Origin of the sequence: Sphingobacterium paramultivorum, assembly GCF_014109745.1 — a bacterium.
Classification (GTDB): Bacteria; Bacteroidota; Bacteroidia; order Sphingobacteriales; family Sphingobacteriaceae; genus Sphingobacterium; species Sphingobacterium paramultivorum.
The window spans coordinates 1510823-1532557 of sequence record NZ_CP058555.1; the positions used below are offsets into that span (position 1 = coordinate 1510823).

Annotated in this window: 17 protein-coding genes; 8 read left to right on the forward strand and 9 right to left on the reverse strand. The window is 39.2% G+C overall.

Annotated features, from left to right (window positions below; all coding sequences use genetic code 11):
• Positions 1–115: 115 nt before the first annotated feature.
• Positions 116–988 carry a hypothetical protein gene (locus tag HS960_RS06515; RefSeq protein ID WP_046672928.1) on the forward strand — a complete coding sequence of 291 codons (873 nt, stop codon included), beginning with the start codon at positions 116–118 and terminating at the stop codon, positions 986–988.
• Positions 989–1084: 96 nt separating this feature from the next.
• On the opposite strand, the gene HS960_RS06520 is transcribed toward HS960_RS06515, so the two are convergent.
• A complete protein-coding gene (locus tag HS960_RS06520) occupies positions 1085–1921 on the reverse strand; it encodes an MBL fold metallo-hydrolase (RefSeq protein ID WP_182331881.1) in 837 nt (278 codons plus the stop codon).
• Between the two features lie 473 nt (positions 1922–2394).
• Here HS960_RS06520 and pckA point away from each other — a divergent pair, with 473 nt between their 5' ends.
• Positions 2395–4014, forward strand: coding sequence for a phosphoenolpyruvate carboxykinase (ATP) (pckA, locus tag HS960_RS06525; protein ID WP_182331882.1), 1620 nt, complete (start codon positions 2395–2397; stop codon positions 4012–4014).
• A gap of 82 nt (positions 4015–4096) precedes the next feature.
• On the opposite strand, the gene ppk2 is transcribed toward pckA, so the two are convergent.
• Positions 4097–4906, reverse strand: a complete 810-nt coding sequence (ppk2, locus tag HS960_RS06530) for a polyphosphate kinase 2 (RefSeq protein WP_182331884.1) — start codon at positions 4904–4906, stop codon at positions 4097–4099.
• 553 nt (positions 4907–5459) lie between these two features.
• Between ppk2 and HS960_RS06535 the strand changes: the two genes are divergently transcribed.
• Positions 5460–5630: a hypothetical protein gene (locus HS960_RS06535; protein ID WP_182331886.1), complete on the forward strand. Its 171-nt coding sequence runs from the start codon at positions 5460–5462 to the stop codon at positions 5628–5630.
• 419 nt (positions 5631–6049) lie between these two features.
• Here the strand turns inward: HS960_RS06535 and smc are convergent, their stop codons facing one another.
• Entirely contained in the window at positions 6050–9592 is a 3543-nt protein-coding gene (smc, locus tag HS960_RS06540) for a chromosome segregation protein SMC (protein ID WP_182331888.1), read from the reverse strand.
• Between the two features lie 69 nt (positions 9593–9661).
• A complete protein-coding gene (locus tag HS960_RS06545) occupies positions 9662–10366 on the reverse strand; it encodes a DsbA family oxidoreductase (RefSeq protein WP_182331890.1) in 705 nt (234 codons plus the stop codon).
• A 110-nt stretch (positions 10367–10476) separates the two neighbouring features.
• On the opposite strand from HS960_RS06545, the gene HS960_RS06550 reads away from it, so the two are divergent.
• Positions 10477–11292: a patatin-like phospholipase family protein gene (locus HS960_RS06550; RefSeq protein ID WP_153844672.1), complete on the forward strand. Its 816-nt coding sequence runs from the start codon at positions 10477–10479 to the stop codon at positions 11290–11292.
• A 105-nt stretch (positions 11293–11397) separates the two neighbouring features.
• On the opposite strand, the gene HS960_RS06555 is transcribed toward HS960_RS06550, so the two are convergent.
• Positions 11398–12312 carry a glycerophosphodiester phosphodiesterase family protein gene (locus tag HS960_RS06555; RefSeq protein WP_153844671.1) on the reverse strand — a complete coding sequence of 305 codons (915 nt, stop codon included), beginning with the start codon at positions 12310–12312 and terminating at the stop codon, positions 11398–11400.
• A gap of 378 nt (positions 12313–12690) precedes the next feature.
• On the opposite strand from HS960_RS06555, the gene topA reads away from it, so the two are divergent.
• From topA to cmk, 3 genes are read left to right on the forward strand one after another with little or no spacing between them, the layout of a single operon-like run.
• The gene (topA, locus tag HS960_RS06560; RefSeq protein WP_153844670.1) at positions 12691–15090 is read left to right on the forward strand and encodes a type I DNA topoisomerase; all 2400 of its coding nucleotides are present in this window, start codon (positions 12691–12693) and stop codon (positions 15088–15090) included.
• A gap of 2 nt (positions 15091–15092) precedes the next feature.
• Complete coding sequence (locus HS960_RS06565) at positions 15093–15506, forward strand: hypothetical protein (RefSeq protein ID WP_153844669.1); 414 nt, start codon at positions 15093–15095, stop codon at positions 15504–15506.
• Complete coding sequence (gene cmk, locus HS960_RS06570; RefSeq protein ID WP_153844668.1) at positions 15506–16201, forward strand: (d)CMP kinase; 696 nt, start codon at positions 15506–15508, stop codon at positions 16199–16201. The genes HS960_RS06565 and cmk overlap by 1 nt, the downstream gene beginning before the upstream one ends.
• 43 nt (positions 16202–16244) lie before the next feature.
• Here cmk and HS960_RS06575 read toward each other — a convergent pair whose 3' ends face one another.
• From HS960_RS06575 to HS960_RS06590, 4 genes are all read right to left on the reverse strand, one after another.
• Entirely contained in the window at positions 16245–16538 is a 294-nt protein-coding gene (locus tag HS960_RS06575; RefSeq protein WP_075992843.1) for a hypothetical protein, read from the reverse strand.
• A gap of 163 nt (positions 16539–16701) precedes the next feature.
• Entirely contained in the window at positions 16702–17901 is a 1200-nt protein-coding gene (locus HS960_RS06580) for a pyridoxal phosphate-dependent aminotransferase (protein WP_182331892.1), read from the reverse strand.
• 97 nt (positions 17902–17998) lie between these two features.
• Positions 17999–18373 (reverse strand): DUF1573 domain-containing protein, encoded by a 375-nt coding sequence (locus HS960_RS06585; protein WP_075992841.1) that lies wholly within the window; start codon positions 18371–18373, stop codon positions 17999–18001.
• A gap of 98 nt (positions 18374–18471) precedes the next feature.
• Positions 18472–19437 (reverse strand): KpsF/GutQ family sugar-phosphate isomerase, encoded by a 966-nt coding sequence (locus HS960_RS06590; protein ID WP_153844666.1) that lies wholly within the window; start codon positions 19435–19437, stop codon positions 18472–18474.
• A gap of 101 nt (positions 19438–19538) precedes the next feature.
• Between HS960_RS06590 and recQ the strand changes: the two genes are divergently transcribed.
• Positions 19539–21728 (forward strand): DNA helicase RecQ, encoded by a 2190-nt coding sequence (gene recQ, locus HS960_RS06595; RefSeq protein WP_153844665.1) that lies wholly within the window; start codon positions 19539–19541, stop codon positions 21726–21728.
• The last annotated feature ends 7 nt before the right edge of the window (positions 21729–21735 follow it).

Sequence of the window (21735 nt, forward strand, 5' to 3'; positions counted from 1 at the left end):
TTCTGGAGTGGAATGACATTTCTGTGATCTTCGTCATATTTTTCCAATTTCCATTGATTTTATTTGCTTATAAAATAGAATGCGGGTACTTTTGCCCAACGTTTTTAGCACCGATATGAGAAAAATATTTTTAACGATTGGAGCACTTGCATTAAGTGTTTCTGCCTTATTTGCCCAAGAAAATCCTGAGATAGGAAAAAGCATTTTCAAACCGAAAAATTTGAGAACAGAAAGTAACAAGGGCAAATTCTTCTTCTTTTGGGGGTACAACTTCTCTTCTTACGCGAAATCAGATATTCATTTTACGGGTCCTAATTATGACTTTATACTCCATGATGTAAAAGCGGGTGATAGGCCAACTAAATTTGGTTCGACGTATTTTGATCCAAGCCGGTTAACTATTCCACAATTTAATCTGCACTTTGGTTATTATATCAAAGATAATTACTCAATTTCATTGGGATGGGACCATATGAAATATGTGGTCGATATTCCGCAGCAGGTGAAAATTTCCGGTTTTATCGGTGAAGAGATTTCTAATCCTGGTATCCCGACGGGAAACCGCGCCGGTCAATATAACGGTGAATTGATTACTGTAGACTCTGCCATGCTGACATTTGAGCATACAGATGGTTATAACTTTGCCTCAGTAGGTCTGGAGCGTTATGATGACATCATCAATAATCGCAAAGGTCAACAGGTGCTGACAATGGAATCTGGTGTGGATGTAGGTCTATTGATTCCTCGTTCCGACGTGCATCTTTTTGGCGAAGGAGCCAACCACTTTTGGAACATTGCGGGTTATGGTGCTTCGGCAAAAGTTGGTTTGCACTACCGTTTTTATAAAGGACTCTATCTTCAGGGGAACTTCAAAACGGGCTGGACTGATTTAACAAACATTCGTACAACTGGAAGAAGAGGGGTAGATAAAGCATCCCAACAAATATGGTTTTTCGAAAATTACTGGGCTTTGGGCTTTAGATTCTAAACATATTCATGAAACAAAAAGGGCTACTTTCAAAGTAGCCCTTTTTTTTGTTTATCCTTTTTTATATCCTATTTGATCTTCCTTTGATTAGACCAGCTAAATCTCACCTAGTTTGAAAATATCCTTTACCCGGATACCTTTTTCAGTACGTTGAAGTGTACAGCATTCATGTATGGGATCGTGTTCGAAAAATAAGATGTATTCATTATCGACGATCTCATTCCAATAGCTGTTGCGTTCCTCCATGGTCACGAGGGGTCTGACATCATAACCCATAACGTAAGGAATAGGAATATGTCCCACCGAAGGCAATAGATCCGCCATATAGAGGATTGTTTTGCCTTTATATTGTATCTGTGGCAACATCATAGCTTCTGTATGGCCGTGTGCATAACGGATAGCGATATTGTTTCCAAAAGGATTCTGATGATCTTCGACAAATTTTAATTGTCCACTTTCCTGTATCGGTAAAATGTTCTCTTTTAAGAAAGAAGCTTTTTCGCGCGGGTTAGGATCGGTCGCCCAAGACCAATGGTCACTATTGCTCCAAAAATGAGCATTTTTAAAAGCCGGAACCAGCTGTTCACCTTCGCGGACTATAGCGCCGCCGCAATGGTCAAAGTGCAGGTGTGTAAGAATGACATCGGTGATATCGTTCCTGTCAAATCCAATATTTTTTAATGATTTATCCAGCGTTGCATCGCCGTGAAGATAATAATAGCTGAAGAATTTTTCATTTTGTTTGTCTCCCAGTCCTGTATCGACCAGCATTAATCGATTACTGTCCTCGATGAGGAGCAGGCGGTTTCCCCAGGTACACATATTGTTTGAGTCGGCCGGGTTTGTTTTGTTCCAGATACTCTTTGGAACAACGCCAAACATTGCACCGCCATCGAGTTTAAAAAATCCCGTTTCTATAGCATGTAATTTCATTCGCAGATTATGTGTCTTTTAATGGTTATATAGCATATCCAGTTTATTTTAAGCACAAGCAATTATTTGTCAGATGGCATGAAAGCCACCCTGTGCTCTTTCGTGTTCGTGCTACAATTGTAGCTATTTCATCTCTTTATCTTTACTCATATTAGCCCGTCTGCCTGGACATTGCTGCCACTTTCAACGATCAATGGCTGATGGACGTTACACTGTCTGTTTTTTTACCTTATTAATATTTGTAAAGGTTGGAACAATTTACGAAAAATATGTGATATTTTTTGATAGTGATAAATTGATGTGCTAAAAAAATATGCTAAAAAGTTTATTTTTTTTTATCTGCATAAGTTATTGTTAATGAGTGGTTTGTTTTTGTGTTTTTTGTACAATAAGCTTGATTTTTAGGTAATTAAGTTTTGTTTTTAGCGAAAAATGCCTTTAAATTTGGGCACATTTTAAAACAAACAAAAAATATGAAAAAGGGTAACATTGGAAACGCGCCTGATTTGAAATATTTAAAAATTGATAGTACAAAAAATGTATTTTATCAATTGCCTGTTTCTGAATTGGTCGAACATGCCTTAGCAAATCACGAAGGTCGACTTTCTGATACGGGAGCACTCGCTGCTGATACGGGAAAATTTACTGGGAGATCGCCAAAAGATCGGTTTCTGGTCGAAGATTCTTTAACAAAAGATAGCGTTTGGTGGGGCGAAATCAATCAACGGATGTCTCCGGCTCATTTTGAAGCACTATTTTCGAAAGTAGCTGCTCACTTAAGTGATAAAATCATCTATGTAAGAGATTGTGCTGCAGGAGCTGATCCAGCTTATCAAATAGATTTGCGTGTTGTTACGGAGACAGCCTATCAAAGTATATTTGCCAATAACCTGTTTCTGCGGCCGGAACCAAATTTGGATGCTCAGCCTGCTTGGTCGATTTTAGCTGCCCCGACGCTACTTATCGAAGAGCCGCATCAATATGGCATTATCAACGAAAATTTTGTCGCGATTGATTTTACAAAAAAGATAGTACTGATTGCGGGGACCGGTTATACAGGTGAGATTAAAAAGAGCATTTTCTCAATATTGAACTTTATTTTGCCATTCCAGCATAATGTGCTTTCTATGCACTGTTCGGCGAATACTTCGAAAGAAGGGGAGACCGCTTTGTTTTTTGGACTTTCGGGTACAGGGAAGACGACCTTGTCAGCTGATAGAAATAGAAAGTTGATCGGAGATGACGAGCATGGATGGAGCGAAAAGGGAATATTCAATTTCGAAGGTGGCTGTTATGCCAAATGTGTAGGTTTGTCGGAGGACAAAGAGCCTGAGATTTTTCACGCAATTCGTTTTGGGTCTTTGCTTGAAAATGTTGTTTTGGATAAATTTGATCGACCTGATTATAACGATATTAGCAAGACGGAAAATACCCGCGTATCCTATCCAATAGATTTCATGGAAAATGCCGAAATGAGCGGTATTGGTCGTGAACCTGAAAATATTTTTTTCCTGACGGCAGATGCTTTTGGTGTACTTCCTCCCATTTCATTGTTGACCACAGATCAGGCGGTATATCATTTCGTTAGTGGTTATACAGCAAAGGTTGCGGGTACAGAGGTAGGGGTAAAGGAGCCTACAGCAGCATTTTCAACCTGTTTTGGACAGGCATTTTTGCCGCTGCATCCTTCAAAATATGCGGCCTTGCTACGTTCAAAACTAGAGCAAAATCGCAACATCAAAGTTTGGTTAGTGAACACGGGATGGATTGCCGGTCCTTACGGAATAGGCAGACGTATTAAGCTAAATTATACGCGATCGCTAATTCGAGCAGCAATGGATGGCTCACTGTTGGAGTCTCACTTCAACAAGCACAATATTTTTGGACTGGAGTATCCGACGAGCTGTGGAGAGCATGTTCCCGCACAAATTTTAGATGCGCGAGGCTTATGGAACAATGACGAGGCTTATGACATGCAGGCAAAACGCCTGGCGAAACTGTTTATTTCGAATTTTGAAAAATTCAATAATGAGATGCCAGCCTCGGTGCATGCAGCAGGACCTAAAATAGAAACTACGGTTCTTGTTTCCTAATTCGTTCTGACATTATAAAAAACAGGAGGAAATACTTTTCCTCCTGTTTTTTATAATTGTACCTTTTCTAATCAACAGACCTTTAATCGTGTTTTGTGACGAAAGAATCTATTTTTTCCTGTTCACTTCCAACAAGAGCATTGATAATCAGTTTGAAGGACGCCAGGCGAGCCTTTTTCTTGTTATCTTTCGTGATTTCTAGCCAAGGTGATTTTTTGGTGCTTGTCTTTTTAAATAAATTCTCAATATAGCCCGTATATACATCCCATTTCTCCTGGGCCTGCTGGTCTAGCACGCCAATTTTCCATTGTTTTAGGATATCTTCTTTTCGCTCTTTTAACCTTTCGGCTTGCTCTTCTTTGCTGACGTTCAGGAATAATTTGATGAGGATGATGCCATCATCGATTAACTGCTTCTCAAATTCAGGGACCTGGTTCATAAACAGTTCATGTTGCTCCTTGGAGCAAAACCCAAATACAGGTTCAACAACAGCTCTGTTATACCAGCTACGGTCAAAAATCACAATTTCGCCAGCATTAGGGAGCTGTTTGATATAACGTTGAAAATACCATTGCCCGGCTTCCTCTTCGGTTGGTTTGGGCAATGCAACAACGCGTACCTTTTTGGGATTTAGATATTGGGTTACACGGCCTATTGTACCACCTTTACCCGCAGCGTCCCTACCTTCAAAAATAATAAGGACCCGTTTTCCTTTTTCAATGATTTCATATTGAAGCTTTAAGAGCTTGACTTGAAGCTCGTAAAGTTCTTTCTCATAATCGTAAACATCATTGAATTTTTTTATTTCCAGAATGCCATGTTGTTCCAGATAGTTTAAAACATCTTTGTTTTCGTGGATCTTCTGAAGTTCATTTAAATCGTATTCTGCCATATGATATTTATTTATATGTTCGTTTTCCTAAAGTTACTTATTGAATTGTTAAAAAATGTCAAATCTCACATAAATCCGCAAGAGCTGTGTAATAATAAGCTCATGGCTTACGTTTAATATTCAAAACAGCGAAAGAGGCTGTTTGCATAAATTAGACTTTTCATAAATTTAGGTTAATAATTGGTTAGGTTAGCTCGGAGTTCCCCACTTCGAGCTTTTTTGTGGACAGGATCGGAGGATGCCTAACACGAACACGAAAAATTACGGTTTTGGCTAGGCTCAAATAGAGTGTATCATTAATTTTTTCTAAATGTTAAAAAACGTTAAATACCTTTTATTGTTATAATGAATTCAAAAATGTAGCGTTTTCATTACAAATACTTTTCATAAAATAGGTTAATATATGGCTAACGAAAGCTCAGAGTTCCCCACTCTGGGCTTTTTATTTTTCAGGTTCCTTTTTTGACTTGCCGACTCTTTTTTTGGCTTGAGTCAATGTTTAGATTTTTGATCTGCAGCATATTTGCACTCGAAATATTTAAATAAAAAATATATGCGTGCAAGATTAAAAAAAAGACAAACAATTGGTTTTTACAATGCCATAATTCCCATTATTGTATCGGTATTTGGAGTCTATTTGACCATTGGAATTGCTTTGGCGCTATTATTGTCAATAATGAGCTGGCTTGCCACGGTAAAACTACCAGCGGTAGCCATTGATTAAGATCATATCCGTAGACCATTTTATAAGGTAATATGGGCGATTTCTGGACAAGGGCTGAGCCTGGCATTTTCTTCCATGGCATTTGGCTGTATTGCGTCCATCATTGTCTTGTTCTTCAAGGGAATGAATTGGAGGGAGTCTTCACTGGCGTTTATGGTCTCTGCGACTGGAAGGACCATTGGCGGGAATGATCGCGGGCTCGTTTGGTTATCAGTCGGTCTATTTATTTGAGGGAATCGGCTGTCTGCTGTCCATCCTTATATTGATCTGCAACAGGAAATAAGCTTAGGGCAATTCACAGCATGTTGCAGCAAAGAATCTCATTAAAGGCGAGAGGAATTAAATTGATCTGTATAAATAAGACGGACCGGGTGTAGATCCCCTGAGTCCGTCTTGTTTATTGTGTATTTTGTTGCGCACTAGGCAACTTCTCTTAGATCTACTGCAACTACACGGGATACACCTTGTTCAACCATGGTTACTCCGTAGATGATGTCTGTACTTGCTATCGTTTTTTTATTGTGTGAGACCACGATAAATTGTGAATTCTTGGAAAAATCCCGGATAATATTATTGAATTTATCAATATTAGTATCATCCAAAGGAGCATCCACCTCATCGAATATACAAAAAGGCGCCGGTTTAGAAAGATAGAGTGAGAATAACAAGGCTGTTGAAGTCAAGGTCTTTTCACCACCCGAAAGCTGATTGATAGACAACGGTCTTTTCCCTTTTGGCCTTGCAATAATGTCGATGTCTGAGTCCAGCGGATTGCTTGGGTCTGTGAGCACCAGGTCACAGCTGTCTTCTTCGTTAAATAGCGAACGGAATACCTTGACGAAGTTATTCCTTACGGCATCGAATGTAAACATGAACTGAACTTGAGCGGTATCGTCAATTTCTTTTATTGTTGCCATCAACGAGCCTTTTGCTTCGATTAAATCAGCTTTCTCTTTGTTAATGAAATCATAGCGTTCATTCATCTCGTCAAAAGCCTCTTTTGCCATTAGATTGATCGTTCCAAATTCATCAAGCTGTTTCTTGAGTTTGCTGCATTTGCTTGCCAATGTCGTCTGATCTTCTGTGATCTCAGGCACATCTTCACGGTCAATCAGGTCTTTCAGTTCAACGTTGAATTCAACAGAAAGACGTTCTTTCAAGGCATTGAGGTCGATCTGAAGACCCGTTTTTTTATCTTTGATCTCTGAAACAAGAAAGTCACTCTGTTCTTTTGAACGACGCTGCTGTGTCAGAGCATCTTCGAGGTTATTTATTTTCTGCTTATCTGCATAGTAGCCGTCTTCCAATTCTTTGAGACCATCTTCCAGCGCAATCTTCTGCTCATACATGGCAATAAGATCCTGATCTTCTTCATCTTCAAATGGAATGGTTGTTCTTAAAGCTTCTAGCACTTCAACTAATTCTGCACTGTTTCGCTCCACACGGATTTCGTGGTCATCTTTCTGCGTCTCTCTAAATTCGAGATCTTTTGTGATATTGGAAACTTTGTTTAACTGTTGATGGTAAGTGATATTCTCTTGATTGTATGCAGTCGATTTTTCGTTAAGTACTTCAGATATTTCATGGAACTGATCTTGTAAAGTCGATAGTTCGGCGATACTCTGTTCTTTTTCCAGGCGCAACTCCTGAAGCTGTGGCTCCGCAATTTTTAAATCTGATTCTATACCTTCAATTTTCTCCTGAATATCTTTTTTACGGGCCTGTGAGTTATTGATGAAGGCTTGATATTGCTCTTGCTTTGTTTTGACGGTAATTAATTCATTATTCAGTCTATTGAGCTGAAAGCGCAGCTCGTCGATTAACTCTTTCTGTGAATTGCCACGCAGTGCATCCAAACGAGCTATTTCGGCCGTTATTTTATCTTCAAGTTTTGCTATTTCCTGATTTAAGGTTTTGATCTCTTGGGATAGCACTTCCAGGTTTTTCGCTCTTCCGATACGTTTGCCCTCAAATAATCCCACAGAACCACCAGAAAGACCCAAATGATGTTTCGAATAACGTCCATTTTTTTGTAGAATCACCTGTCCTAGAGCAGGTAGCTTTTCATCCAGTTCCTTTTCATTTTCATGTTTAAGGATGAAGACCTGCTGGAGCAGCATCGTACATAAAGCCTTGTACTTTTCGTCTACGTTAATCACATCTAACGCAGACATCAAATTGTCATTTGGTGCAGGGGCAGCGCTTGGGGAACCTACTATGGCATCTAAAACAAAGAAATTAGCTCTTCCTTTTGCTGCATCGCTCAAGAGTTGGATAGCCTGAACAGCATCTTGTTGTGTTTCGACAACATAATGGTTCATAATAGGCTCTAGGTAGTTCTCAATAGCCACACGGTAATCTTCCTGACAGAAAAGGACATCTGATAGGAGTGGGGGCTGCTTTTTCCAGCCTGCATTTTTCTTGAGGAATCGAATGGAATCGGGGAAACCTTCTAAATTATCAACAAGTGATTTTGTGAGGTTGTATTCGTTTTGTTTGGCATCTACCAGACGGAGATCTTTGGCAAGCTGGGCTTTAAATTCCTCTAGGTTTGCCTGGCACTGATTAATCTGTCCTTGGAGCTCTTCTTCCTGCTGGTTTGCTGAATCGTACTGTAGCTGCTGTGCTTCTACACGGCCCTCCAATTCCATAACAGAGGAATTGAACTGCCGCAATTCAGCTTCTTTTGCTTCTGTATCTACACTATTGCGAACAGATTCTTGCTGAAGAGCTTCTTTCTGAATTGTGAATACTGCAAGATCTTTTTCTAATTTGTAGATTTTGGCCTGTAATTCAGCATTACTCTTATTAAAAATATCAAGTTTTCCCTTTGCAGACTGTTGCTGTCCTCTCAGTTCGTCGACTTCGGATTTATCCGATTCAAGATTCGTTTTTAACGAATCGAGTTTATTTTGCTCATCAAACAATTCTTCATTCAGTCGTTTGATGGTGTAGAGTACGTGATTAAGCTGTTGTTTATCGCTGTTGATATCGAGGTTCAGCCGGTTTTCCTTATCTTGAAGATTTTTAACTTTTTCGTTTTTGATCTTCTTTTCCGATTCATAACCTCGGATTTTATTGACAAATTCCTGTGTTGTTTTTTGCTGTACCGAAAGATTTTTTTCCTGTTCCAAATTTGTCTGGCGGAGTGTTTGGAGTTCAGTTTCCGCGTTCAGGATATTTTGCTGTGCATTGACGGCATCTTTTTGAACCTTGGATTCTTGTGTCTGAAGTCTTTCTAATTCGGTCGAAAAATCAGCAATTCTATAATAAGCCAAATCTATACTGCTTTGGCGGTATTCTGCTTTAAGTGAGGTATATTTTTCAGCTTTTTTAGCTTGATTTTCTAATGATTTGAGATTCTTTGTGATTTCATAAAGCAAATCATCCACACGGCTAAGATCGGCCTCAGTATCTCTCAGCTTTGCTAAAGTTTGTTTTTTACGAACTTTATACTTAGAGATTCCGGATGCTTCTTCGAAGAGGTTGCGACGTGAATTATCTTTGTTGTTGATAATTTCATCAATCATTTTCAATTCGATAATCGAATAACTGTCGGCACCAACCCCGGTATCCAGGAACAGATCCGTGATATCTTTTAAACGACATTTGACATCATTCAATCGATATTCACTATCGCCGTTGCGAAACAGCTTACGAGTGACGGTCACTGTCGAGAATTCCGTTGGCAGAATATTATTGTTGTTGTTGAAGGTCAGCGAAACTTCTGCAAGGTTTGCCGGCTTTCTATTTTTCGTTCCATTGAAGATAATATTTTCCATTTTATCGGAGCGAAGCATCTTTGTGCTTTGTTCTCCCAGTACCCAGCGTATGGCGTCGACCACATTGGACTTCCCGCATCCATTGGGACCGACAATCGCTGTGACACCATCATTGAAGTTGATCGTGATCTTGTCTCCGAAACTCTTAAATCCTTTAATTTCTAGTTTGGTTAACTGCATTTATACCAAATTTGTTTGTCGTTATAAGCTTGCGAAAATAGTAAAATTAAACAATAATTTTTTCTTTCTTTATTCACATTTTCCTGTTTCAGGATCACATGAAGGGCCTTCTTCGCCTCTGCGTTCAAGAGGTGCAGGCTGACTGGCCAGGCATTCATTTATTGTATTGTGAAAGACTTCCATGGGCTGTGCTCCGGGGATAGCGTATTTTCTGTCAAATACAAAGAAAGGAACACCTCGGAGTCCTAAGCTGACACCTTCTTGGATATCCTGTGCAGCATCATAAGCAAACTCATCTGATTCCAATAAGTTTTTTACCTCCTGAGCGGAAAGATGCTCTTCTGTTGCGATAGCGATGAGAACCTCGTTGTTATTTACATCGAGACCATCGGTGAAATGAGCCTTAAATAAGGCTTTTTTGAGCTGAGTGCCTTTTTGCTGTGCCTGGGCGAAATGGATCAGACGATGAGCTTTTTTTGTATTTACAACGATTGCTTTTTCAAAATTCAGGTCAATACCCAGCTCTTTTCCCTGCGCACTGAGTTGTGAAGTCATCGCAACCACATCGTCCATGCTCATGCCCTTCGTTTGAACGAGGTAGTCGTAGGTTGGCATTGCCGGAGCATCTTCGGGATAGTCGGGGTTAAGCTGATACGATTTCCAGATGATTTCAGCGGCTGGCTTACTTGCGGTTTGCTGAAGCGCCAATTCAAGCTTTGTCAAGCCAATATAACAAAATGGACAAATGATGTCCGACCAAATTTCTATTTTCATATTTCTTTTTTTACTGCGTATATTGTAATCAAAAATACATATAATAACGATGATTATCTGTTTACATTGTTGCTTGGATGTAAACAAGTGTTTCATGTACTTGTATACTTATGTTGGAGAAAGCTTTTTTGAATCGTAAAGTTACCCTTGTCCTGGGTGGAGGTGGTGCAAGAGGTCTTGTGCATATTGGTATTATTCGACGGCTTGAAGAGCTGGGCTTCGAAATCGATGAGGTGGTAGGTTGTTCAATAGGAGCACTTGTTGGTGGTATTTATGCGCAAGGGAAGATGGATGTTCTCGAAGATTGGATGCAGCGCCTGACGAAGAAATCGGTCTTTAATATGATGGATTTTAGCTGGAAGGGGCTAGGAATGATGAAGGGAATCAAGGTGTTTAACGCCTTGAAATCTGTGATCCCTGATGCTAATATAGAGACTTTTCCAATTTTGTTTAAAGCCATTGCGACAGACCTAAACTACGAAAAGGAGGTTGTGCTGGATTTTGGGAGTATGTATGATGCCATTCGTGCTTCGATTGCTATTCCAGCTGTATTTACAGCGGTGGAAGAGGAGAACCATGTGTACGTTGACGGTGGTGTGCTGAATCCATTGCCCATAAATCATGTAACCAAGAAAGAGAATTTAATCATTGCTGTTAATTTGGAATCTAAACCGGATAAACAATATTCTGTTATCAAAAAACTGGATCCGAAGACTTCGAATTCCTTGGATATTCTACAAGCCTCATACTATGTGATGCGCAGGAAAATGAGCCGTATGATTGTTGATTTATACCATCCCGATGTGGTGGTGGATATTCCCTATAATATATGTAACCTTTGGGATTACCACCGCTCTGAATTTTTGGTTCAAAAGGGACGTGAATATATTGACAAAGCATTAAAAAACAAAACCAAAACAAAGTAGTTTAGGGCGATTAACGAACTGCTTTGCTTTGGCTTGGTTTCTCCTGACATTAAGATGCACTGGAATTTATTTTTTTTATTCTTAACGAAACAAGCAAGGTGTTTGTTAAAACAAATTGGGGTAATCGCTAATAATTCCGTCAACCTTTACAGCCTTCAGCTGTTCTATCTCGTCTTTTGTGTTGACTGTCCATGGAATAACCTTGATATCCGCTTTATGGCACTGTGTAATAAAATCGCGTGTAGCTATTTTATAGTGCGGACTTATAATAAAAGGTGTAAAGCCCAAAGCTGCAATTGTTTGCTCAACACTCTTGGTGTAATTTGCATCAATAAGATAAGAAACTTTGATTTGAGGATATGCTTTGTGCAGATATTTAATAGCCCTGCTGTCAAATGATTGGATGACGGTTCGTGAAGCAATTTTCTTATCGGTGATCACCTGCACCATAAGGTCCACAAACTCTTCTACCTTTGGATGGAAAATACCATCTTTATCCTCCTTACTCTTCACTTCGATATTGTAAAACATCGGTGCTTTCCTTTTTAGACTTGCGTAGGCTTCAGTACTATCAATAAGGTCTGATAGCTTTGCTATACGTGTAACCTGTTTTTTCTGTTCTGGAAACTCTTTATAAAATTTCGATCCGATATCGTATTTAATCAGATCTTTATAAAGCATATCATAAATTCTCAGCGATTTGTCCTTGTCAGAAATTTCGGAGCCATTGGGTTTCAAGACAAATTTTGGGTTAAGATAATCGTCGTGAAAGACAACAACCTTACGGTCTTTGGTAATGTGGCAATCCATTTCCAGTGTGGTCACCTTTGCAAGATCTATTGCATTTTTCATAGCAGCGATAGACTCTTCAGGATATAGGCCGCGGCCGCCGCGATGTGCTTCCAGACTAAGTTTAGGGAAATTGCCTGAATTTGTTTTTGCTGAATCTTTCATAACTGAACAAGATACAAATGGTAATAACGTGCCCCAAAAGGCAATTCTGAGAAGACTTCTTTTCATTATTGAAATATTTAAACAAAATAGGGGAGTTGCTATATATTGCCCTTTTGAATAAGCGAATATACATATATATTTTACTTATATGTATTTTAACTGTTTCGAATATTTGATTTAGCAACTTTATGAAGGTTGATTCGAAACCGAATAAAGTTAAATGAATTTATTTTTGTCTGAAATAGATGGAAACAAGGTAGTTGGATCGGTGAATCTCCTTGATCTGACAGCGTTTCTGTGTCGACCTCAACTCCGTTGCGCGGTCCTTTGTCCTTGGATAAATTTCTTAATTGTCGACATGAAATCTATTTTTTTTGTCTTTTTTGCAAGAAATTATTGTCATTCCTTTCAGAATTCCCTTTATTTGCACAAATCTCAAATTAGATGGCGAAAAATTTATTGATAGTTGAGTCTCCAGCGAAAGCGAAAACGATAGAAGGGTATTTAGGAAAGGATTTTTTGGTCAAGTCAAGTTATGGACATATTCGCGACTTGGTGAAAACCGATGATGCAATTGATACCGAAAAGAATTTTGAACAAAAGTATGAAGTTCCCTCCGACAAAAAGGCGGTTGTAAGTGAACTGAGGAAATTGGCTAAAGCTGCAGAAACCGTTTGGTTAGCGTCCGATGAGGACCGCGAAGGAGAGGCTATTTCATGGCACTTATTTGAGACTTTGGGATTAAAAGATGAAAATACAAAAAGGATTGTGTTTCATGAGATTACGAAGCCAGCTATCCTGAAGGCTATTGACAATCCGCGTAAAATAGATTATAACCTAGTAAATGCACAACAAGCGCGAAGGGTTCTAGATCGATTAGTCGGTTTTGAATTATCTCCGGTTCTATGGAAAAAGGTGAAGCCTTCTTTATCTGCTGGGCGGGTGCAGTCTGTTGCGGTTCGTCTGATTGTAGATCGTGAGCGTGAAATCAATAAATTTGAACCCGAAGCGGCTTTTAAGATCGTTGCTTTTTTTCATACGGGAAAAGTTAAAGATAGTTTTAAAGCCGAGCTTCCGCAGCGTTTTGCAACAGAAGCAGAGGCGACCAAATTTTTGGAAGATTGTAAAGCAGCGCTGTTTTCTGTAAAAAATCTAGAAACAAAACCTGCAAAGCGTTCACCATCGGCGCCATTTACAACATCAACATTACAGCAGGAAGCAAGTAGAAAACTTGGATTTTCGGTTGCCCGCACCATGCAGGTGGCTCAAAGGCTGTATGAATCAGGACGAATTACCTATATGCGTACCGATTCTGTTAATTTGAGTGATACGGCGATTGAGGCTGCTGAAAAGGAAATCAAATCGGCTTATGGTAACCAGTACCATAAACTCAGAAAATATAAAACAAAAACATCGGGTGCACAAGAGGCACACGAAGCTATTCGTCCTACCTATTTCTCAGAGCACACCATTGATGGTGATGCATCCGAAAAAAGATTATATGAGCTTATTTGGAAAAGAGCAATTGCTTCCCAAATGAGTGAGGCGGAGTTTGAACGTACATTGGCAAAGATCGACATCTCAACCCGTACTGAAGATTTGAATGCTTCAGGAGAGGTTATGAAATTTGATGGATTCTTGAAAGTTTACATGGAATCCTTGGACGACGAGCAAGACAGCGCGATGGACGAAGATAGTGACAATGCTATTCTTCCACCATTAGCCGTTGGTATGCCATTGACTTTGAAAAACATGTCGGCAACAGAGCGTTTTACACGACCTCCAGCACGTTATACGGAAGCTGCTTTGGTGAAAAAATTGGAGGAATTGGGAATCGGCCGTCCTTCAACCTACGCACCTACGATTTCAACGATTCAAAACCGCGGTTATGTTATAAAGGAAGAACGTGAAGGTAAATCGCGTGATTACCGTGTACTGACATTAAAGGATGCTGAATTAACAGCGATAACAAAAACTGAAATAACCGGTGCCGAAAAAGGAAAAATGTTTCCAACAGATATCGGTGTTGTGGTGAATGATTTTTTGGTTGAACACTTCAACGGTATTGTGGATTTTCATTTTACGGCCAACGTAGAAAAAGAATTTGACGATATTGCGCATGGACTGACCGAATGGACAAAAATGTTGCATGATTTCTATGGACCTTTTCATTCTGAGGTAGAAGATACTTTAGTAAATGCAGATCGTGCGAATAATGAGCGTGAGCTCGGTATCGATCCAGTGTCCGGTAAACCCGTTTCGGTTCGCATTGGTAAGTTCGGCCCACTGGTACAGATTGGTTCTCCTGACGATGAAGAAAAACCTCGTTTTGCTTCCTTGCGGAAGGGACAGATGATCGAAACCATTACTTTTGAGGATGCCATGGAATTATTCAAATTACCGAAAAAAGTCGGTTTATTTGAAGACAAGGAAATGACTGTCGCGGTGGGACGATTTGGACCTTATATACGTCACAATTCAGCGTTTTACTCGTTGCCTAAAGGCGTTGATCCTTTGGACGTAACCGAAGAAGAGGCGATACAGATTATCAAAGACAAACGTCAGAAAGATATCGAGAAAGTTATTCGGGTTTTTGAGGAAAATCCGGATGCTCAAATTGAGCAGGGACGCTGGGGACCATTTATTCGTTTTGGCAAGCAAAATCTGAAAATACCTAAAGGAACCGAGATTGAAAAAATCACGTATGCGGATGTGCTGAAATGGGCTGAGGCAGATGCTCCAAAAGGAAAAGCGACTAAAGCAAAAACAACAGAAAAGAAAACTGTAGCAAAAAAGGCTCCAGCAAAGAAGGCTCCAGCTAAAAAAACTACAAAGTCTAAATAAGGATGAAAGCAGATTTTCCTGAAAATATTGTCAAAGACATTATGATCGCCGTTGTTTTGGAAGGTGAGACGGTGGAGACAAAAAATTGGACTGTCTATGTTATCAACGACAAGAACATTGCCATTCAGAATGTGCTGATCAGCTCAAAAGGTTATGGCGAAAAGGATGGCCGACAAGTAACAACAACGACTTTGCGTCATTTTATTGGAAATATAGAAGCGAAATCTTTCGATCGTGTTGAAGCGATCGATGAACAGGTATTCGGGCTAACAAATGAATATTGGTTGAGTTTTTATATTGATAATATTATTTACGATAAAAAATATATCTTTTTACCCGAAAGCATTGTGGATGGTAACCTCACTAAGGTTCCTTTGGTCAATCGTCCAGGTGTAATCATAGGAGGAAACGAATAATGAGTGGACGTCACAATTTTATTATCGCCATAGATGGTTTTTCCTCCTGCGGTAAGAGTACCCTGGCAAAGGCTTTGGCAAAAAAACTGAAGTTCGCCTTTATTGACAGTGGAGCCATGTATAGGGCTGTCACACTCTATTTTATCCGGCATGAAATAGCGCTGGATGATCAAGAAGAGATAGAAAATGCACTGAACGATATCCATATTGATTTTATCCCAAACGCAATAAAGACGGAGATCCATCTAAACGATGAGGATATCTCTGAAGAGATCCGTCAGATGTATATTTCTGATAAAGTCAGCGATGTGAGTGCGATCAAAGCTGTTCGGGTTGCTATGGTTGCCCAGCAGCAAAAATTGGGTAGCAGGCGAAATATTATTATGGATGGCCGTGATATTGGTACTACCGTTTTTCCAGATGCTGATCTGAAGATTTTTATGACCGCAGATCCTAAAGTACGTGCTGCGAGGCGTTATCTAGAGTTAACGGAAAAAGGAGAGGACGTGACTTTAGAAGAAGTTGTGGAGAATCTTTCTACACGTGACCGTATCGACAGTACGCGTGCGGAAAGTCCATTACGACAAGCCGAAGATGCGATTGTTTTGGACAATTCAAATCTGACACCAGAACAACAGCTTCATTTTGTTGAAGAAGAATATTTAAAAGCTAAGGCTGCAAAAGCCCAGTCATAAAACAAAAAATAGGCCGATTATTTAATCGGCCTATTTTTTTTAGCTATTTTACGCTATTGATCTGTTGTTGTTCCAATAGTTTTCCAACATTGTTTTTCTCCCCAAATTCTGCTGTCTGCTCTTGAAAAGATTCCAGAAGAGCTTTGATAGCATCTGAATTATCTGCTGTGCGCTGATAGATATCGGGAATTGTTTTTTCAATATTCTTATCGCCGAGTTCAATGTTATCAACTTCGATTTTGCCTATTTTTTCCAAAACAGCTTGTTGGCTATTTCTGACATCTTCTAATTCTCTTGCTATTTTTTCCATTAATTGGAATTTCTTCAATTTATCCATATGAAATCGCTTTGGTTACTATAATAAGAACAAGATGCTTCAAAAGTTTGTTTTGTTTTTTTTAAAATAGCAAATAGAAGAAGGGTTTATGAGGAGGAGCTATGAAAAAAGAAAAAGACGGAACATACATGTCCCGCCTTTCATAAGTGCTGTTATTTTGTTATTAATTTGTACGTCCCGGATACACTTGAAGAGCTTTCTCTAGGCAAACCAATGCTTTATTGAGATCATCTTGATTAAGCACATAGGCAAGGCGTACTTCATTTATACCGGCACCCTCCGTACTGTAAAAACCGGTAGCGGGAGCCATCATTACCGTTTCGTTATTGTAAGAGAAATCTTCCAACATCCATTGACAGAATTTATCAGCATTGTCAATCGGTAGTTTGGCAACGACGTAAAATGCACCACCTGGGTTAGGAGAGTAAACTCCTTCAATGGCGTTAAGTCCTTTCACTAGGGTATCTCTTCTTGCTGTGTATTCTTTGGATACTGCTTCAAAGTAACTGTCTGGTGTATCAACAGCAGCCTCACCCGCAATTTGACCTTCCAACGAAGGGCTTAAGCGAGCTTGCGCAAATTTCAGTGCAGTCTGATATAGCTCTTTATTTTTGGTAATGATACATCCAATACGCGCACCACAAGCAGAGTAACGTTTTGATACTGTATCAAAAATAACCACATTATTTTCGAGACCTTCTAAATGCATTGGTGAGATAAACTCTCTACCATCGTAACAAAATTCACGATAGGCCTCATCTGAGAAAAGGTAAAGATCATATTTTAGACAAAGTTCACGAAGAGCTTCGAGTTCTTCTCTGGAATAAAGGTACCCCGTCGGGTTATTTGGATTACAGATGCAGATCGCTCTGGTTTTCGGGGTAATTACTTTTTCAAATTCAGCGATAGAAGGTAATGCAAATCCGTTTTCAATATAGGACATGATTGGTTTGATTACAACATCAGAGGAACAGGCAAAACCATTGTAATTTGCATAAAATGGCTCCGGAATGATAATCTCTTCTCCTTCATTTAAACAGGCTTGCATAGCGATCATAATCGCTTCCGAGCCGCCATTAGTTACTAATATATCAGTTGGCTCAATATTATAATTTAGCTTATTATAATATTCTGCTAACTTGTTCCGATAAGAGGCTGTACCTTCAGAAGCTGTGTAAGCCCACACTTTGAACTGTATATTTTTCAAAGCATTAAGCATCACTTCAGGTGTTTGGATATCAGGTTGTCCGATATTGAGGTGGTATATCTTTTTACCTTCTTTTTTTGCTTGATCAGCGTATGGCGTCAACTTTCTAATAGGCGACGCAGGCATATTTAGCCCTTTTTCTGATATTACTGGCATTATAGTTTTTTTAAAATTAGTAGTGCAAAGCTAACCAAAATAAAACGAAAAAAGCCACATGATTGAGTGGCTTTTTTCGTTTTATTTACAAGAATTGTTATTCTACAATACCCTTAATATATAGCGTTTTTACAGGAGTCTTGGTGTTCGACTGTACCGTGAAACTCTTTGTGAATGGAGCTTTTGCCGCTGCATTGTAAGTCACTTTGATCGTTCCGCTTTCGCCTGGTTTAATTGGCGTTTTCGTAAATTCTGCTACAGAACATCCGCAGGTAGGCACAACATTTGAAATGATAATTGGCTCACTGCCTGTGTTTGAAAACTTGAAATTATACGAAACGGGCGTACCGGCCGGAATTTTGCCAAAATCATGGGTTTCTTTTTCGAATTTAAATTCCCCTTGTCCTGTCTGCATCGAAGAAAAACCAATAAAGGAAATGATCACTGCTAAGATTGTTATATACTTTTTCATGCTTCTAAAATATTACTTTACGATTAAAATAGTACAACTGATATGCCAAATTTAATATTTATTGCCAATTTATTGTACATCTAACAACTTTATTACAGTTATATTATACCTTCTTTCAGTAAGTCCTGTATGTGGATAACACCAGCATAATTCCCTTTGTCGGAAACCAATAATTGTGTGATGTTATTTTCTCGCATAATATGGAGAGCATTGGCTGCCAATTCATTTTTGTCAATGATTTTTGGTGATTTCCCCATGATATCGGCGGCAGTAATTGTCGCTAAATCGGTGTGTTTCTCCAGCATACGACGGATATCACCGTCTGTGATGATGCCGAGTATGTGGTCAGCATCCAACACGGCTACAGCTCCCAGTCTAAACTGTGTTATGGTGATGATGATATCACTTACAGTGGCTTGCGGTTGGACACTGGGTTTGCCGTTCTGATCGGATAGATCGCCGACTCTTAAGTACAGTTTTTTGCCTAATGCTCCTCCTGGATGGTATTTTGCAAAATCTTTGTCTGTGAAATCGCGGCACTCTTGTAAAACGACAGCAAGCGCATCACCCATTGCTAACTGAGCAGTTGTACTTGAAGTTGGTGCAAGGTTGTTAGGACAAGCTTCTTTCTCAACGGTAGTATTTAAGATATAGTCTGCATTTTTAGCGAGGTAGGATTCGGTATTTCCAACCAAAGCAACCAATACATTCTTTGTCTGTTTTAAAAAGGGAACAAGCACTTTAATCTCAGGTGTATTACCACTTTTAGAGATCGCAATAATTAAATCATTTTGTTGGATAATACCAAGATCTCCGTGGATAGCATCAGCTGCATGCATAAAGATCGATGGTGTACCTGTCGAATTTAGTGTTGCAACTATCTTTTGGGCGATAATAGCACTTTTGCCGATTCCAGTTACAATAACTCGGCCTTGCAAATTTAGAATACGATCGACAACGGTAACAAAATCATCATCAATATATTGAGCCAAAGCAGCTACTGCCTTGGCTTCTTCTTGAATAGCTTGAATAGCTATATTTTTTATTTCGTAGTTGTTTTTCACAAAAAATACTCTTACTTTTATGTATTAGAATAGATTGCAAAAATAGATTATTTTTCAAGATTATTTCTTCATTTATCTATCTTATTTTTGCCCAAGGCGCAATGGAAATAGAAAAATCACTTTTCGACAATTTACAAGATTTTTTTGGTTTTGATACTTTTAAAGGGGATCAAGAGGCAATTATAACTAGTATTCTTCAACGAAGAGATACTTTTGTAATTATGCCAACCGGAGGAGGGAAATCAATTTGCTATCAACTTCCTGCTCTCATGAGTGAGGGAACTGCAATTGTTATTTCTCCGCTGATTGCTTTAATGAAAAACCAGGTAGATCAGCTTCGTGCATTCGGTGGCGAAGATAGTATCGCTCATTTTTTAAATTCATCATTGAATAAGAGCGAAATTACAAAGGTTAAGGATGATGTACTCGCCGGGAAGACCAAATTGCTGTATGTAGCTCCAGAATCACTTGCCAAGCAAGATAATCTGGAATTCTTACATCAGATTACCGTGTCTTTCGTAGCGGTTGACGAAGCGCATTGTATTTCGGAATGGGGACACGATTTCAGACCAGAATATCGTAAAATACGCCAGGTAATTAACGAAATAGGTGCCAATATTCCTATTATAGCTCTTACTGCGACTGCGACTCCCAAAGTTCAGTCTGATATTCGTAAAAATTTGCAGATGACTGATGCTGTTTTATTTAAGTCATCATTTAATCGGAGCAATTTATATTACGAGGTAAGACCTAAAAAAGATGTTGTTAAAGAGATTGTTCGCTTTATCAAAACCAAACCGGGAAAGACTGGTATAGTTTATTGCTTAAGCCGTAAGAAAGTAGAAGAAATCAGTGAGGTTCTGAACCTAAATGGTATCAAAGCTTTACCTTATCATGCAGGTCTAGATGCGAAAACGAGAGCTGATACGCAGGATAAATTTCTGATGGAAGACGTCGAAGTTATTGTTGCTACCATCGCTTTTGGTATGGGAATAGACAAACCGGATGTTCGTTATGTCATTCACCATGATATTCCTAAATCCATGGAAGGTTACTATCAGGAAACGGGACGTGCTGGCCGTGATGGCGGAGATGGTTATTGTTTGGCTTTTTACTCGGAAAAAGATGTTGAAAAGCTGACCAAGTTTATGAAAGATAAACCTGTGGCCGAACGCGAGATCGGGACACAGATTTTAAAAGAAGTTATTGATTATTCCGAGTCTGCAGTATGTCGTCGCAAACAGATCCTCCACTATTTTGGGGAAAATTTTGACGAGCAGGGCTGCAGTAACATGTGCGATAACTGCCGCTCGGAGAAAGAATATTTTGAGGCAGAAGATTCCTTGAAAAATGTACTGGGCTTCATTCAGGAGCAGGGCGAGAAATTTGATGATCATCACGTGATCAACGTCATGATGGGTCAAAATAATCAACCAGTATCTTCCTATAAACATGATGAACACCGTCTTTTCGGAACGGGTAAAGAGAAAGGTGTTATCTATTGGAAATCTTTGCTTAGACAGGCTGTGCTTGATAACTTTATCCAAAAAGATATTGATCATTATGGCCTTTTAAAATTGACAGATATTGGCCGTCATTATTTGGATAATCCTTATCAACTAAAATTTGTTTTGAATCGTCCAATCGAAGGGGGAGATAACACAAATTCGGAAGATGCAGGGCACGGTACAGGAGCCTTAGATACCGTCTTACTGGGTATGCTTAAAGATCTACGCAAGAAAATTGCAAAAGGGAAGGCACTGCCACCGTTTGTTATCTTTCAAGATCCTTCGCTGGAAGAAATGTGTACACATTATCCAATTGCCATCGATGAGTTGAAACAGATTCAGGGAGTAGGGAATGGTAAAGCGATTAAATTTGGAGCACCATTTATTGCCTTGATCAAAGACTACGTTGAGGAAAATGAAATCGATAGACCTGTGGATCTTGTCATTAAAAGTACAGCTAATAAATCGGCATTAAAGGTATCTATTATCCAAAATATCGATCGTAAAATCGCATTGGATGATATTGCCTCAGCTAAGGGGATAACTTATGAGGAAATATTGAAGGAAATAGAGACGATTGTAAATGCGGGTACAAAAATCAATATCAATTATTTTATTGACGAGATTATTGATGAGGATCGCCAGGATGAGGTATACGACTATTTTAAGACAGCGGAGACTGATTCAATTAATGATGCGCTTAAAGAACTTGGAGGGGATGATTACAGTTATGAAGATCTCCAATTGATGCGAATCAAATTTTTATCGGAGCTTGGCAATTAATTTTTTT